At 59.4% G+C, this 15,522-nt stretch carries 12 protein-coding genes; 5 read left to right on the top strand and 7 right to left on the bottom strand.

Annotation, left to right across the window (positions count from 1 at the left end):
* Positions 1-59: 59 nt before the first annotated feature.
* A complete protein-coding gene (gene thrS, locus RIN49_RS20720; protein WP_309122058.1) occupies positions 60-1,790 on the bottom strand; it encodes a threonine--tRNA ligase in 1,731 nt (576 codons plus the stop codon).
* Positions 1,791-2,381: 591 nt separating this feature from the next.
* A complete protein-coding gene (locus RIN49_RS20715) occupies positions 2,382-2,936 on the bottom strand; it encodes a pyridoxamine 5'-phosphate oxidase family protein (protein ID WP_309122057.1) in 555 nt (184 codons plus the stop codon).
* A gap of 224 nt (positions 2,937-3,160) precedes the next feature.
* On the opposite strand from RIN49_RS20715, the gene RIN49_RS20710 reads away from it, so the two are divergent.
* Positions 3,161-3,817, top strand: coding sequence for a YitT family protein (locus tag RIN49_RS20710; RefSeq protein ID WP_309122056.1), 657 nt, complete (start codon positions 3,161-3,163; stop codon positions 3,815-3,817).
* Here the strand turns inward: RIN49_RS20710 and RIN49_RS20705 are convergent.
* Both RIN49_RS20705 and RIN49_RS20700 read right to left on the bottom strand, forming a co-directional pair.
* Positions 3,717-4,190 (bottom strand): hypothetical protein, encoded by a 474-nt coding sequence (locus RIN49_RS20705; RefSeq protein ID WP_309122055.1) that lies wholly within the window; start codon positions 4,188-4,190, stop codon positions 3,717-3,719. The genes RIN49_RS20710 and RIN49_RS20705 overlap by 101 nt on opposite strands.
* Positions 4,187-4,942: a DeoR/GlpR family DNA-binding transcription regulator gene (locus RIN49_RS20700; protein WP_309122054.1), complete on the bottom strand. Its 756-nt coding sequence runs from the start codon at positions 4,940-4,942 to the stop codon at positions 4,187-4,189. The genes RIN49_RS20705 and RIN49_RS20700 overlap by 4 nt, the downstream gene beginning before the upstream one ends.
* Positions 4,943-5,095: 153 nt before the next feature.
* Between RIN49_RS20700 and RIN49_RS20695 the strand changes: the two genes are divergently transcribed.
* The 3 genes from RIN49_RS20695 (at position 5,096) to RIN49_RS20685 (ending at position 9,199) form a co-directional block, all read left to right on the top strand.
* Entirely contained in the window at positions 5,096-5,968 is an 873-nt protein-coding gene (locus RIN49_RS20695) for a helix-turn-helix transcriptional regulator (protein ID WP_309122053.1), read from the top strand.
* A 93-nt stretch (positions 5,969-6,061) separates the two neighbouring features.
* The gene (locus RIN49_RS20690; protein ID WP_309122052.1) at positions 6,062-7,144 is read left to right on the top strand and encodes a glycoside hydrolase family 172 protein; all 1,083 of its coding nucleotides are present in this window, start codon (positions 6,062-6,064) and stop codon (positions 7,142-7,144) included.
* 114 nt (positions 7,145-7,258) lie between these two features.
* The gene (locus RIN49_RS20685) at positions 7,259-9,199 is read left to right on the top strand and encodes an ABC-F family ATP-binding cassette domain-containing protein (protein ID WP_309122051.1); all 1,941 of its coding nucleotides are present in this window, start codon (positions 7,259-7,261) and stop codon (positions 9,197-9,199) included.
* Between the two features lie 115 nt (positions 9,200-9,314).
* Here RIN49_RS20685 and RIN49_RS20680 read toward each other — a convergent pair whose 3' ends face one another.
* Positions 9,315-11,342, bottom strand: a complete 2,028-nt coding sequence (locus tag RIN49_RS20680; RefSeq protein WP_375295270.1) for a glutaminase family protein — start codon at positions 11,340-11,342, stop codon at positions 9,315-9,317.
* 407 nt (positions 11,343-11,749) lie between these two features.
* On the opposite strand from RIN49_RS20680, the gene RIN49_RS20675 reads away from it, so the two are divergent.
* On the top strand, positions 11,750-13,810 hold the full coding sequence (locus tag RIN49_RS20675) for a GxGYxYP domain-containing protein (protein ID WP_309122049.1): 2,061 nt from the start codon (positions 11,750-11,752) through the stop codon (positions 13,808-13,810).
* Positions 13,811-13,876: 66 nt separating this feature from the next.
* On the opposite strand, the gene RIN49_RS20670 is transcribed toward RIN49_RS20675, so the two are convergent.
* Positions 13,877-15,028: a GntR family transcriptional regulator gene (locus RIN49_RS20670; RefSeq protein ID WP_309122048.1), complete on the bottom strand. Its 1,152-nt coding sequence runs from the start codon at positions 15,026-15,028 to the stop codon at positions 13,877-13,879.
* 118 nt (positions 15,029-15,146) lie between these two features.
* Entirely contained in the window at positions 15,147-15,509 is a 363-nt protein-coding gene (locus tag RIN49_RS20665) for an NUDIX hydrolase (protein WP_309122103.1), read from the bottom strand.
* Positions 15,510-15,522: the final 13 nt, after the last annotated feature.

Below are 15,522 nucleotides of genomic sequence, written 5' to 3'. Positions count from 1 at the left end.
CGCGGCCACCTGCCAAAGTTTTCCTAACATCGTAGTCGGAAGTCGCGCCTTCGTCAAGATCATTCGCGACGCCTGATCTTCTCCGATAGAATCGTAAGCCATTCCTCCGCGCCGAGCGTCGTTTGTTCGTCCCGCCCCCGTTCGCGGACTTGGAGAACGCCGTCCGCGATCTCCCGGTCTCCGACCGCCGCGACATAAGGAATTTTCCGAAGCTGCGCCTCCCTCACCTTATACCCCAGCTTTTCGCTTCGCACGTCCGCCTCCGCTCGTATGCCTGCTGCCGTCAGACGATTCCGGATCCGAAGCGCGTCGTCGGCATGGCGATCGGCGACCGGCACGACGATCGCCTGCACAGGCGCCAACCATAGCGGGAACGCCCCGGCGTAGTGCTCGATCAGGATGCCAAAGAACCGGTCGATGGAGCCGTAGACGGCCCGGTGGATGACGATCGGCACCTTTCGCTCGTTGCGTTCGTCCACATACGCGAGGCCGAATTTCTCCGGCATTAGGAAATCCAGTTGGATCGTCGCGCACTGATGGCTCCGCCCCAAGGCGTCCTTGATGTGGAAGTCGATCTTCGGACCATAGAACGCGCCATCGCCCGGATTGACGCGGAAGGGCAGCCCGGACGCGCGCAGCACCCGCTCCAGCGCCGTCTCGGCCGCCGCCCACTGCTCGTCGCTTCCCATCGAATCGCGAGGCCGCGTCGACAGCTCCAAGCCGTATTCGAAGCCGAACACGGCATACATCTCCTTCACGAGCTCGATCGTCCGCAGCATCTCCGATTCGATCTGCCCGGGAGCGGCGAAGACGTGAGCGTCGTCCTGGCAGAACGTCCGCACCCGGAGCAACCCGTTCAAGGCGCCGCTGAATTCGTGCCGGTGCACTTGGCCGAACTCGGCGTATCGCAGCGGAAGCTCCTTGTAGGAACGAAGCTTATGCTTGAAGAGCAGCATATGGCCGGGGCAGTTCATCGGCTTCACCGCCAAGGGGCGCCGCTCCATCTCGGAGAAATACATATTGTCGCGATAATGCTCCCAATGTCCGGATTGCTCCCACAAGGCGCGATCCATGATCATCGGCGTGCGCACTTCCTCGTACCCGTACTTCCGAAGGAATTCGCGGGACAACGCCTCCAGCTCGTTCCGGACGACCGCGCCGTTCGGCAAGTAGAACGGCATGCCAGGCGCCTCCTCGGCGAACATAAACAACTCCAGCTGCTTGCCGAGCTTGCGATGGTCCCGCTGCCGCGCCTCCTCCTGCCAAGCCAGGTGGCCGTCGAGTTCCGCGCGGTCCGCGAAGACAGCGCCGCAGATGCGCTGCAGCACGGGGTTCGCGCTGTCCCCGCGCCAGTAGGCGCCGGCGGCGTGCAGCAGCTTGAACGCCGGGACGCGTTCCGGGGCGGCCTCGCGCAGCTCCCCGGCATAGACGTCGACGCATTCCCCATATTCGATGCGGACGAGCGGCGCCGCGGCGCCGTGATCCCGAACCCATTCGGCCCTCCACCGCTCGCCACGGCCCTCGAACAGCCGCAGCGCTTCGCCGGAAGAGATGGAGCGGCAGCGCGGAGGCCATACGTCCGCGCCCGCCTCGACGATGCGATGCATCTCCTCCTCGATCGCCGCGACGTCGACCTCCGTCAAAGGGCGAGGCACGTCGAAGTCGGAATGGAAGCCGGATTCGGTCAGCTCGACACCTCCCAGCTTCGCATCGGGGAATCGGCGCCGAACGGCCGCGGCCGTCAACATCGCGGCGAATCGTCTGACATGGTTCAACTCTTCTTCGATCATGTTGTTCTCGCTCCTTCTTCGGTTTTATATGACGCTTTGAACGCAAAAGAGCGCGCCATCCGCAAGGGACGAGCGCGCTCGTGGTTCCACCCAAATTCGATTCGCCGACCGACGGCGAACCCTCCGGCATTCGATAACGGGAATTCCCGGCGACCCATTGTCTGGCCGCATCTGTCAAGGCGGTAAACGGCCGCGGACGGACCGAAGGGAGTTTCAGCCAAGCTCCCTCTCTCTGGGCGGCGCCGCGGGCGTTCATGTCCTTGATCGACGATGTTCCTCGAAAATAAAAATCGCGCTCCGTCCGTAAGGGACGAGAGCGCGCTCGTGGTTCCACCCAAATTCGACCCGCCGAACGAAGCGGCGAATCCTTCCGGCATTCGATAACGGGAATTCCCGGCGGTCCATTGCCTGACCGCGGCTCATAAGGCGGTAACGGCTTCCGACGTCTCCGAAGGGGGTTTCAGCCGTGCCCCCTCTCTCTGGGCGGATTCGAAAGCAATCATGTCCTTGATCGTAGCCTTTGATTGTCGCTTATTATATGCGAGCGACATCCTCGCCGTCAATAGTCGACTGCCGAGCGGCGGAACGTACTCACGCTTGCGAACCGAGCGGCGTCGGCAAACCGTCGATGCTCTTCCCGTTCTTCGTCCGCCGGTATTCGACGAGCCCTTCTTCGCCCTTCTGATCGGCCCACCGCTGCAGCGTATCCCGCTCCCCCTCGTAGCTTAGGAACGGTACCGCATACCCGCAGGACGACTGTACGAGATGAACGTCGACGACGATGATCTGTCTCGCGCCGGGCATCGGCGGGAAGAGCGGAACGAGCGACTCCCACTCGCTCGAACCGGGCAGCGCGACGGCGCCGGCGCCGTAAAGCCGCAGGATGTTGGGCGGTCCTTCGAACGCGCAGAATAGGATCGTGACGCGTCCGTTTTCCATCACATGCGCGCTCGTCTCGTTCCCGCTTCCCGTCAAGTCGAGATAGGCGACGCGGTTGTCGGACAATACGCGGAACGCGTCGTACCCTTTGGGCGACACGTTCACATGGCCTTCGGCGGACATTGCCGCCGAGCCGACGAAGAACACCTTCTGCTTCTCGATGAACCGCCGATGCTCGGGCAGCAACGCGGCGAACTGTTTCCCCATCCCGATGCCTCCCGCTCCGTCGTTTCCCCTAATCATAGGGCACGGATTCGGTTCGCGCAACGGCATACCGCCGCGCCGCCGCCCCTTCCCCGATACCGCGGAGCTTTGTTCCCCCGCCGTGTTCGTCCCGCTTCGTCCATGTAAGCCTTCTTCACCGGAACCTCCCGAATGCCGGACGAATATGTATATACATACACCTTCAGCGGAAAAAGGAGCGATACGCCATGACGCGCTTGGCGCCATCCGTAAAAACCGTGTCGTCCGTAGTCCTAGGCATTCTCATGACGGCGTTCGGAATCAAGCTGTTGTCCGCGAGCACGCTGACGTTCGGCGGCACGGCCGGCGTCGCCTTCCTGTTGAGCTATACGACTTCTTTCTCTTGGGGATTCTGGTTCGTGCTGGCGAACGCTCCGTTTTTCCTGCTCTCTTACCGAATGCTCGGCGCACGATTCACGCTGTCTACGCTGCTGTCGGTCGCCGGTACGTCGCTCGCGCAGCTGCCGCTCGACGGACTCGCGGTACCCGCGTCCGGCCTGCATCCGATAGCCGCCGCCGTCGCGTCGGGCATGTGCATCGGCATCGGCATCGCGTTCGTGCTGAACAACGGATCTTCCCTCGGCGGGGTACAGATCTTCGCGCTTGTCCTGGATCGCAAGTTCGGGTTCAACCGCGGCGCGACGATCTTCGTCGCCGACGCGATCGTCGTCGCGTCCGCGGCGCTTTTGCTCGGAGGGGGACAGGCGATGGCCTCGATCGTATCGATCGCGATCGCGAGCGGCATCATCGGGCGGTATCGACGGATATCCGCTCGTCTTCCCGAATCCGCGCTTCCCTCCACAGCTCCAAGGAAGGCCGAGGATCGAGCCGAACCTGCTCCTTAGTGCGCTTATGCTTCTCGCACCAATGAACGTATCGCCGGAACTCTTTCGTGCCGAGCCCGTTCTCCGCCGCCAACCTCCGGATCAGCTCGTCCCAACCGCGCAGCAGGTTCGGCTCCCGGAGCTTCGCGCGGTTGATCCATTGGAACGGATTCATGTTCGACTTCGACGCGTTCAGTCTTGCCGTCAGGAAGAGTACATTGCCGGCATATTGCCCGCCGTGCCCCCACTCCAGCGGAATGAAGTGATCCAGCGTCACGTCCGTCGCGGAACCTGTGAGCGCGCATACCGCATGCTTCTTCATCTCGGCGAGCCGCTCGTTCGACAATTCGTTCGGGAGGTGCTTCAACCATTCGTTCCGCTTGACCGGTTTCACGCCAGCAGCACGTCCGTCCCCGCCGCGCGGCACGCTTCCGACAGCTCGGGATCCGGCGACCGATCCGTCACGACCGTTCCGACGTCGCCGAGCGCCGCGAACGAAACGAGCACCTGTTCGCCGAACTTCGAATGGTCGAGAACGACGAACGCCGCCTTCGCATTCCGGATCGCCATTCGCTTGACGTCCGCTTCGAGCAGGTTCGAGTTGCTGAACCCGTGGCGCGCGTCGAGACCCGTCGCCCCCAAGAACGCCCTATCGAACGCCATCTTCGAGATCGATTCCACCGCCGTCGGGCCGACCATCGAAATCGTCGCTTCGAGCAGCAGCCCCCCGACGACGATCGTCGGAATTTTCTTCGATGCGAGCTCGTTCGCGACGTTCAGCGCGTTCGTGACGACCGTAATATCGGCCTTCTCCGGCAGGTGGCGCGCGACTTGGAACGTAGTCGAGCCCCCGTCGATAAAGATGGAATCGCCCGGCCTAACGCATGCGGCCGCGCGCTTTCCGATCCGGCTCTTCTCCTCCGAACGAACGGTCGCCCGCTGCGCCAGTTCGATGTCGCGCGAGTCGAGAATCGCCCCGCCGAACGTTCGCGCCGCGATGCCCAGCCGCTCTAGCTTCTCGAGATCTCGCCGCACCGTCATCTCGGTTACGTCGAACCGCCGCTTCAGCTCCGAGATCTTTACCTCGCCTCGGCTCCGCAGCTGCTCCACGATGGACGATTGTCTATCGTTCAAGCGATGCTCCATCCATGTTCCGCCCCCATACGCTCGCATTCAGTGTTCCTATTATCTCAAGACGCCGTACGATATTCAACGCAACCTTGCGGACGAAGGAGAATCGGCCTCGAGCGGCGAAATAAGAGGAACCACTTACGTTACGAACGCAAACGGAGGCGCCAGATGAGCCAGGTCCGGCTTTCCCCCTACATACGCATCGCTTGGGATCATACGTTGCACCCCCCGAATAAGATCAATCGGCGCGCGCTATTCGACTACGAGCTCATCTACGTGAAATCCGGCGAGATGAAGGTACTCATCGAAGACGTCGAATATCGCGGCGTTCCGGGCGATATTTTCTTGTTGAAGCCGAGGCAGCATCACTCGATCGATTGTATGAACGATCGACCGGTCAGACAGCCGCATCTTCACTTCGATTTGGTGTATCAGCCCGACAGTCCGACCCTCAAGACGTCGTTCCTGCCGATGGAAGCGATGTCGGAGCAGGAACTTCGCCTGTTTCGCGAGGACGTTACGCAGGAGCTGCCGAACCATTTTCGACTGCGGCATCCCGTCATTTTCGAGAAGCTGCTCTTCGATATCATCCATGAGTACGAAAGCAAGCACCCGTATTTCGAAACGGCGGCGACGGGACTGTTCCTGCAGCTGTGGGCGCAGCTGGCCCGGGAGCATCTCTGGTCGACCCATGCGGCGATCGCGACGAACTGGGTGCAGCTCGAGCGCGTGAAATCTTACCTGAATCAAAACGTGAACAAAGACGTGACGTTGGACGAATTGTCTTCCGTGGCGAATTTAAGCAGCTCTTACCTCTGTCGGCTGTTCAAGAAGACGTTCGGCGTCGGACCGATTCGATATCATCTGATCGGCCGCATCGAGCATGCCAAGAAGCTCATTCAGTTCACGGACTTGCCGATCACGGAAATATCAGAGTTATGCGGCTTTCTGAGCATTCATTCCTTCAGCCGGGCGTTTCGGAACGCGGAGGGCGTGCCCCCGACCTATTACCGCAATTTGCCGTCCAAATCAGAGCAATAATTGATAAATCATCTTGATCCATGCTAAAGAATCCAAGCCCCGGTTTCCCTATAATGGACATATCACCATTGAAACTGGGAGGATGAAGCATTCATGGCATCGTTTAACGGTTTGGGCATGGGGCTCGGGAACTTGTCGTTGCTGTCCGACGCGGAAACAAGGTCGATCAGCGCGGAAAACTTCACCGGGGAAAAAGGGAAAGGCGGCATGGCCGCGGAAGGCACCGGCGCGAACGCCGCCCGCGATCTGGGCGTAGGCTGGAAGGTGTCTCCCTCGATCCAATTGAAAGGCGGGTCGACCGCGACGCTGGCCGACATCGTCGGTCCGGGGGTCATTCAGCATATCTGGCTGACGGTGCATCCGAAGCAATGGCGGAACTTAATCCTGCGCTTCTATTGGGACGACGAGGACAACCCTTCGGTCGAAGTGCCCGTCGGCGACTTCTTCTGCAACGGGTGGTGCGAGCGGGCGAACGTGAACTCGATGCCGATCGCGGTCAACCCCGCCGGCGGGTTCAACAGCTACTGGAAGATGCCGTTCCGCAAATCCGCCAAGGTAACGATGGAAAATCGTTCCGACGAAGACGCATGGTTGTATTATCAATTCGATTACGCGCTGACGCAGGTGCCGGATCATTGCGCCTACTTCCACGCGCAATGGCGCCGGAGCAATCCGCTCGGGTATAAGGAAGTTCATACGATCCTTGACGGCGTTCGCGGGCAAGGGCATTACGTCGGGACGTATCTCGCTTGGCAAGTCAACAACAACGGCTGGTTCGGCGAAGGCGAGATTAAGTTTTTCATGGACGGCGACAAGGAATTCCCGACGATCTGCGGCACGGGGACGGAGGATTACTTCGGCGGCGCGTGGAACTGGGAGCATCCGCAAGGCGAATACGGCACCTACTCGACGCCGTTCCTCGGCATGCACCAGGTCATCAAGCCCGACGGCTTGTACCGGGCGAACCAACGCTTCGGCATGTACCGCTGGCATGTCATGGACCCGATCCGGTTCAAGAGCGATCTCCGCGTCACGATCCAGGCGCTCGGTTGGCGTTCGGGCGGCCGGTACTTGCCGCTGCAGGACGACATCGCATCGGTCGCGTACTGGTATCAGTCCGAGCCGCACGCCGCGCTGCCGCCGCTTCCTTCCGCGGACGAGCTGGAAGTCATCTAATTCGATAGCGACGTACCCCGAGGCTTTCTCGCATCCGGCGAGAGAGCCTCTTCTCGTATAGTGTGGTATGCTATAACAAACCTAACTACCGAACCGAAGGATGTCTGTCTCAATATGAATTTGCTAACTGCGGAACGACTGACGAAAACGTACGGCGTAAAGACGCTTCTAGAAAATATCGACTTCAACGTCGACGACCGCGAACGCATCGGCCTGATCGGCGTGAACGGCACCGGCAAGTCTACCCTGCTTCGGATTCTCGCCGGCGCGGAAGCGCCGGACGGCGGAACGATTTCCGTTCGCAATGGCGTCCGCATCGAATATTTATCGCAGCAGCCGCCTTTCGACGACGACTCCACCGTGCTCGATCAAGTGTTCCGCGGGTCGTCTCCCGAGTTCGCGCTGCTTCGGGAGTACGAGGCCGCGCTGCAAGCGATCGAGCGAGGCGGTCCGGAAGCGGCCGCCGCGGAGCGCAGGTTTTCCGAGCTTACTGCGCGGATGGACGCGTTGAACGCATGGCAGCTGGAGAGCGAAGCGAAGAAGGTGCTCTCCCGCCTCGGCGTCGTCGACCCGATGCAGCGCATGGGGACGCTGTCGGGCGGCCAACGCAAGCGCGTCGCGCTCGCCGCCGCGCTCCTTCAACCTGCCGATCTGCTCATTCTGGACGAGCCGACGAACCATCTCGACACGGAAACCGTCTATTGGCTGGAGCGGTATTTGCAGAAGATGAAGTCCGCCTTGCTCATGGTAACGCATGATCGCTACTTCTTGGACCGGGTCGCGAACCGGATCGTCGAACTCGACCGCGGCTCGCTCCACAGGTATTCGGGCAATTACAGCGCGTTCTTGGAGCAGAAAGCGGAACGCATGGAGCGCGAAGCGTCGGAGGAGCGGAAGCGGGAGAGGCTGTACAAGAAGGAGCTCGCGTGGATGCGCAAAGGGGCGAAAGCCCGCACGACGAAGCAGAAGGCGAGGATCGACCGGTTCGAGACGCTCGCAAGCGAAGTCGGCGCGGAACGTGCCGAGACGCTCGAGATGGCGCTCGGCGGCGCCCGTCTCGGCAAAAAGGTGCTCGAGGTCCGCGATGTCAGCTGCGGGTACGACGGCCGCACGCTCGTTCGCGACTTCGACGCGATCGTGCAGCGCGACGACCGGATCGGCGTCGTCGGCCCGAACGGCAGCGGGAAGTCGACGCTGCTGAACGTGCTTGCCGGGCGGCTGCCTCCCAGCCGCGGCGAAGTCGACATCGGCTCGACGGTCAAGATCGGCTACTTCACGCAGGAGCATGCCGAGATGGACGGTTCCCAGCGCGTTATCGAATACATTCAGGAGGCCGCCGAACGGATCGAAACCGCGGACGGCGAATCGATCAGCGCCTCCCAGCTGCTGGAGCGGTTCCTCTTCCCGCCAGCCGTGCAATGGACGCCGATCTCCGGTTTGTCCGGCGGCGAGAAGCGGCGGCTCTACCTGCTGCGCGTCTTGATCGGCGCGCCGAACGTCCTCTTTCTCGACGAGCCGACGAACGACCTCGACATCCAGACGTTGACCGTGCTGGAGGATTACCTGGACGACTTCGCCGGCGCCGTCCTCGTCGTCTCGCATGACCGGTTTTTCCTGGACCGGACCGTAGATCGGCTCTGGTCCGTAGAGAACGACGGGTCGATCGAACGGCACGAGGGCAATTATTCCGACTACGTCGAGAAGAAGGCGCGGCAAGAGGAGGAGGCCGCGACGGCGCCCCGAGCGGCGGCGCAGTCCGCAAGCAAGGCCGCCGCCGCCCCCTCCGCGGATGGAGAGCGCGCGGGCGCGAAGGCGCTCAAATTCACGTTCAAGGAACAGAAAGAATACGAAGAGATCGACGACAAGATCGCCGCGTTGGAGAGCCGTCTTCAGGAGCAAGCGCGGAGAATCGTCGCGGCCGGTTCCGACTACCTTGAGCTGCAGCGGCTTACGGACGAGCAGAACGCGTTGGAAAGCGAGCTCGCCGAGCTGTTCGAACGTTGGACGTATTTGAACGAATTGGCGGAGAAAATCGAAGCGCAAAAAAAATCGTAGCCAATGGACTGTTCGACTTACAGCCTAGTTTTATAGATTACGGCATGACATGCACAAGGCGCACAGGCCCCTTCGCCCGTGCGCCTTCCCCTTCTGTATAGCGAATGAACGGTAACTACGACGGCTTGCCTTCGAACGCGGAGCCGACCGGAGTCAACAGCGGGAGAAACATCCCTCCGACGACCGACCGGTTTTGGAAGTTCATCTGCTTCCCGGTATGCGTGTCGTACCAATCCGTAAAGGGAACCCGACTTTGCGACTCGTTCAGCATATCCCAGAGCGGCGTGATCATACGCTCGAATCGCTCCTTCGTATCGGCCATGGAGGCGCACCATACGAGCCAATCCGCTTTCGTATACGACTCCCGACTGTCGAGCGGAGTACCGAACCGGTTCTGCCGTTCGAGGTAGAAGCGGACTTCCGCTTCGGCGAGGTCCGGCGGAAACAGTCGGAGGTTCAACAGCCGGTCCCACACCAGATTATATTTAAAGCTCCATGAATCCGGCGCGCCGTCGAAAGTCAGCTTCGTATGGTCCTCGGCCCACGCCATCCTCACCCATTCGGCGGCCATCGATCTCGCCGATGTATCGTATATTTCCCGTTCTTCTTGCTTACCGAGCATCCCGCAAAGTAAAGAATAAGCGCCTAGCCCTACGATCGCCTTGACGGAGAGATTGGCGTTACGCGCCAGATGTCCCGCGAAATCGTCGGTGCACAATTGATTGTCCGGATCCATGCCGTGCTCCAGCACATAGGCGGCCCACCGGCTCAGGAGCGGCCAATGCGACTCCGCGAACGACGCATCGTCCTCGTATAAACAGACCGCGGCGGACAGTACGAGCATGTTCCCGCATTCTTCGATCGGCATTTGGTATTCGAGCTTGTTCTCGCCGTATACCTGACCGTTCGCTTTCGGGTAACAGCCGACGTCATGCGGGGCGAACTCGAACGTCCACGACTCGCCGGCCGCGTACCGGAAGATCGGTCGGAGCATGCCTTTCACCAGCTCCGGACAATATTTAAGGAACAATGGCGCGGAGGGGTAGCTGACGTCTACCGTCGCGATGCAGCCGTTGCTGAAGTTTTCCTTCGAGAAAAATAACGCTTCGCCCTCTTCCCCGGCAACCAGCTTATGCGCCGCGATCGCCTGTCGATAACTGAGAGACAAGACGTCCGCATAGCGTGAACCTCCCGCGCGGACTCCCTCGTCGATCAGTTGTCGATCGAAGGCTTCGCAACGGGCTGACATCGTTGCGTAATCCGCTGCGCACGACGCGAGCATCCGCTCGAACGTCATCCCGTTCCTTCGCCAGTACGCTTGGAGCGGAGTGCCGAAATATTCGACGGATCGAATATCGTCGTACGCTGCCATCACGTATCTCGACACCTTCTCCCTTACGAGACCGAGGTCGAACAAGGCCGCCATAACCGGCGTATGTTCCCCTGCGGGCCGCGGGCGAGAGGCTTCGTCCTCGGGAGGCAGCGCGCCGGTCTTTGCGAAGCGGCTCCGGGCCCGGTACGACCCGAGCGCCGTCGTCGCGCCGGCGGACAACGGAACGGCCAAATACGCGTATCCCCAATCGATTCTCGTGTCGTCCCCGACGCGCTGCAGAATCGGCTGCGCTTCGGTGCCGATGCGCATCGCGGCGATTCCGCCGTCCAGCGTTTCGCGCGACCACCCGACGACCTGATCCGGCGAATGGACGCATAACTCGGCGGATACGTCGACATAGAGCTTCACCTCGTGCGGCTCGCCGTCGACGGAGCGAACGTCGAACGTAATATACGTCACCGGACGGGACAGCACGTCCAAGTCGTCGAGCAGCAGCGGGGTCGTGAACCTCGCTGTAAGTTCGACGCCTTCCGCCTCGAACCGATAGGTCGTCGAGAGCGGATCGACCTTCACGCTTTTTTGCTCCATCGGTTCAGGCTCATCGACATCCGAAGCGTCGCCGGACAGCTCGAGCTTCCCCATAAATCTTCTGCTTTTCCCATCGATCCGGAGCATCCCCGCCATGCTGTGGCGTCGATTGGTCCAATGCCGTGTGTGATCGTCGTACAATCGGTCCGCAGCCGACCAAACGCTGAAGTAGGGATCTACCGCGATTAACGGCACCGAAGGCGGTCTGAATGAATCGCCGATGACCGACACCTCCCTTTCTTAAGAAAATCGTTAGATCACTAACCTGCGTAGGAGAGGGTTCGCGACCCTCCCCGCTTCCGTGGAAAAATATTCCGTTCGGCACCAGTATATCGCCAAATTTAATTATATTCAACATATTATTCGACTAGTCCTATGTACCTATTTTTCCAGAAAACCTGAAAGGTCCTGGGGGTCGAACATGTCTTCTAACCGATACAAAGTCGATAACTGACGCGAAAAGGAAGAAATACTTAGCGATTAATCAAAAAGTACCTATACAAATATATCGAATATGATATTATGCTATTTGTAAGGGTTTCCATTATCCGGCCGACAATGGAGGTGAATAAGGAATAGGCTCGGCGATTTACGTTCGACATTTCATAGTAAACGAGGTGTATTTACTTATGATTCGAAAACTTACGACGACTTGCGTGGCGCTCATATGTACGGCTTCTATGTCGCTCGGCGCATCCGCCGCTTCGGATCCGACGCCGTCGAACGGCTCGGTCATTTGGCCGAAGGGGCAGGCGCTGCCCACCTTCGCGCAACCGAAGCATCTGGATGTCGCAGACGTATATGACGCCCCGGGAGATGCGAAGCTTCTTTTGGCTACGCTGCAGGGTATCGTGAATCGGACGGAACCGAGAGTGTATTTGATCGAAAACGTGGAGGAAGGCCGCACGACTTGGCTGAACGACCTTCAAGTGCCCTACCGCATGCACGACGATTACTGGGCCGTCGTGGACAAATACATCGATGAAGTCCAAGGCATCGTTATCTACGACCCCGAGGTGCCGGACTCGATCAACGTCGCGACAACGCTCGCCGGCTTGAAGGACGCCGTCGTCGCCGGACCCGAAATCGCGGAACGATTGCAGGCGGCGCCGTACGATCTGGATGTCATCGAGGATTTACGCGGAAAATTCGAAGATCGCATGGACGCTTATACGTGGCAATACGAAAATTTGTGGAGTCGAACGACGCACAGAATGCTCATCGGCTTAAGCCCGAATACGTCCGTTCGCATTCCCCCCGGCTTGCCCGCTTCCTTCGAGACGATTCTCGAGGAACCGACGCAGGAGCGCGACGCCGCCAACCGGAAACCGTACGAGATCGACTTGTCGTCCTTCTTAGGCCAACAATCGGTATTCCTTCGGTTCGACGATGCCTTCCCGCAGGACGGCTGGGGTCCCGCCGTTCATGAGGTGATCGTCGAGGCGGACGGCCAAGTGATCGCGCAGTTCGTTCCGGGCACTCCGGAAGAGGAGCCGTTCCTGTATGACCGGCAAAATTCTCAGGTATCCTCCGGCCAAGGCGGCCACCGCTTCGCGGACAACGGGCGCTATTTCACGTATGAATTCACGCCGCCTTCCGGTACGACGACGCTGACCGCCACCGTCGACATGTGGAACCAATTCAAGGTGTCCGCCGGCAATATCCGGCCGCCTTCCTCCGAACATAAGGAACCGTACGGCTATCTTCGCGATTATGCCGTCGCCAATCAAGCCATGGTGTTCTGGCTGGAGTCGAACGTACCGGAGGAGAGAGCGCTTCTCGAGAAAATATTATCCGACGTCGAACCGGGCACTCCGTATTTAGGCTGGTTCAGCAATGACGTCGCCGGCGAATTCAGCTCTGTGGAGATCGTGTCCAACTACGGCGTCTATGTATTAGCCGCGGATTGGTTCAGCAACCTGACCGTCTTCTCCGGGACGAAGAACAAACCCGCGGCAGCGAAACCGGCGAAGCCGGCGGAGACGCCCGAGCTGGAGAACAAAATATACGTAACGTACACCTTCAGCGAAGGAGACAACTTCCAATACAATCAGCATCGAATGCGCATTTTATGGGACGACCCGGCTCGCGGCGAAGTGCCCATCAACTGGACTTCGAGCCCCTTGCTGCACGACGGCGCCCCGGCGATCCTGAATTACTTCCAGGAGACGGCCACGGAGAACGATCTGCTCATCGCAGGTCCGTCCGGCGGAGGTTATTTCTACCCGACGCCATGGCCCGACGAGACGTTCCCTAGCTTCCTGAACGATACGTATTCTTACTTGAAAAAGACGGGCATGACTATTCCGTATGTCCTTAACCGGGTGAACGGCGAGAACGTGCCGCTCAGCGAATCGGAGGCGGCCGCCTATGAGGAAGTCTACAAGGTTCCGGGGCTCTTCCTGAGCTGGGAAAACCGGCACGGCGTCGAAGTGCTGAACGGGACGTTACCCGTATCCACGATCCAAGGCATTAGCACCGCGCAGGACGGAAAGAACGTCCTCGCCGAGGCCAAAGCCGGTTGGGACGGGCAATCCCCGCTGTTCGTATCGATCGGTCTGCTGGCCTGGAGCATGACGCCGACGGATGTCGCAGCGCTCTCTTCGTCCCTCGGACCGGAATACGAGGTCGTGCGGGCGGACCACTACTTCTCGCTCATACGCGAAGCGTACGGTTTGCCGAAGAAGTAACGAAAAAAAGGGCTGTTCGGATGCCATGCTTCGCATGGACGTCCGAACAGCCCTTCTATTTTCCGTTTATTTGCTCGGACCTGTCGTTTGGCGAACGACCAGCTCCGGGCGGATTAATATTTTACTGTATTTCCCTCTCCTCTCCCGTCCGGGCCCCGCTTGAATTCGCTCAAGCAGAAGTCCCGCAGCCCGATATCCGATTTCCCATTCGAACTGTTTGACATGAGAGAAAGAGGTGAAGCCCTCCACAATCGCCGTCGGATCGTCGAACGTCAGGATCGACAAATCCTCCGGCACCCGCAATCCGGCCTGCTCCGCCATGTGGTAAATATGCACCCCGAGCCTGCCGTTCAAAGTGATATATGCGGTAGCCATCCGGTTCTTAATATATCGAAACAGGGGATGCTCCTTCGCGTCGGCCGTCGAATCCAAGCTGAAATCGGTGATCATATGCGCGGGATTGATAAGCGCCCCTTTGTACTTCAATGCATTCATATATCCCTCGATTCGTTCCTGCACCGTCACCGTCTGCAGCGGCGAGTCGGAGCAGATCGCGATCTCGCGGTGGCCTAAGCTCCATAAATAATCCACGGCGAGCTCCGCGCCGAGACGCCCGTCCGACGCAATGTAATCCGTCTCTACGCCGGGCAGGTAACGATCGATGAGCACGAACGGAAATCCGCTAAATTTCATGCTTAAGATTTCCTCGTTGTACTGCTCTTCGTCCACCGGGAAGATCAGCAAACCTTGCACGCCCATGTCCATAAACAGCTTGATCGCGTCTTTCTCCAGTTCCAGCGCGCCATCCGACAATTGAATGATCGGCTGGTATCCCTTCTCGCGCAGCCCCTTCCGCATCCCTTCGATCAATCGAACCGCGAAATAATCGTCGATGCTCGGCATCACGATCCCGATGAGCTTCCGCTCCCGATCGGGCTCCCAATCCTCCGCATGCCCGGCCGACGGCTCCGAATCGGTCGACGCGTTCTCCGGCTTCGGCTCGTTAACGAAGCTGCCGCGACCCGGCACGCGGGTGATCAAGCCGTCGTTGACCAACCCGGCCAATGCGTTCACGACCGTGATTTTACTCACCCGAAATAAACTCATCAGCTCTTGTTCCGTCGGAATTCGGTCGCCTTGCTTGAGTCCCGAGGTACGGACGAGATCCTTAATATATTCTTGAATTTGTTGGTATAGCGGAATACGATCGCTCTTCATAGATTCACCAAGAGTTCCTTATATTTGTTATGTTATATATATTATATTTTTCCCGGTAAGAATTCAAGGAAATAAAAATAACAAGGCCACCTTTGTAAGGCAGCCATGTCATCGCGACTTATATCCGATTGTTCTCGCGAAGCCGGTCGAACACGATCCGACCCGCGAGGGATACCCGCTCCCGCTCTTCGTACGACAGCCAGGCCATCTCCTCGATTTCCGAGGCTGGGCGTAAACGTCCGTCGAAATCCGCCGTGTAGCAGGACATCGCGACGGTAATTCCCGCCGCCTTCCCGTCCGCCTGCGCCTCGAACGTGCCGAAGAAGGCGATCGTCTCCGGCTTCAGTCGAACGGACAGCTCTTCTTCGATCTCCCGGCACAGCGCTTCGGCATCCGTCTCTCCGTCATCCCGCTTACCCCCGGGCAGATAATAAAGGTTCTTCCCCTTGGAACGTACGCACAAGACGCGCCCTTGCTCCATTCGAATCCATGCA

It is taken from the genome of Paenibacillus sp. (genome assembly GCF_031177825.1).
In the GTDB taxonomy this organism is placed as follows: domain Bacteria; phylum Bacillota; class Bacilli; order Paenibacillales; family YIM-B00363; genus Paenibacillus_AE.
This window is presented reverse-complemented; position numbering and strand designations above follow the sequence as displayed.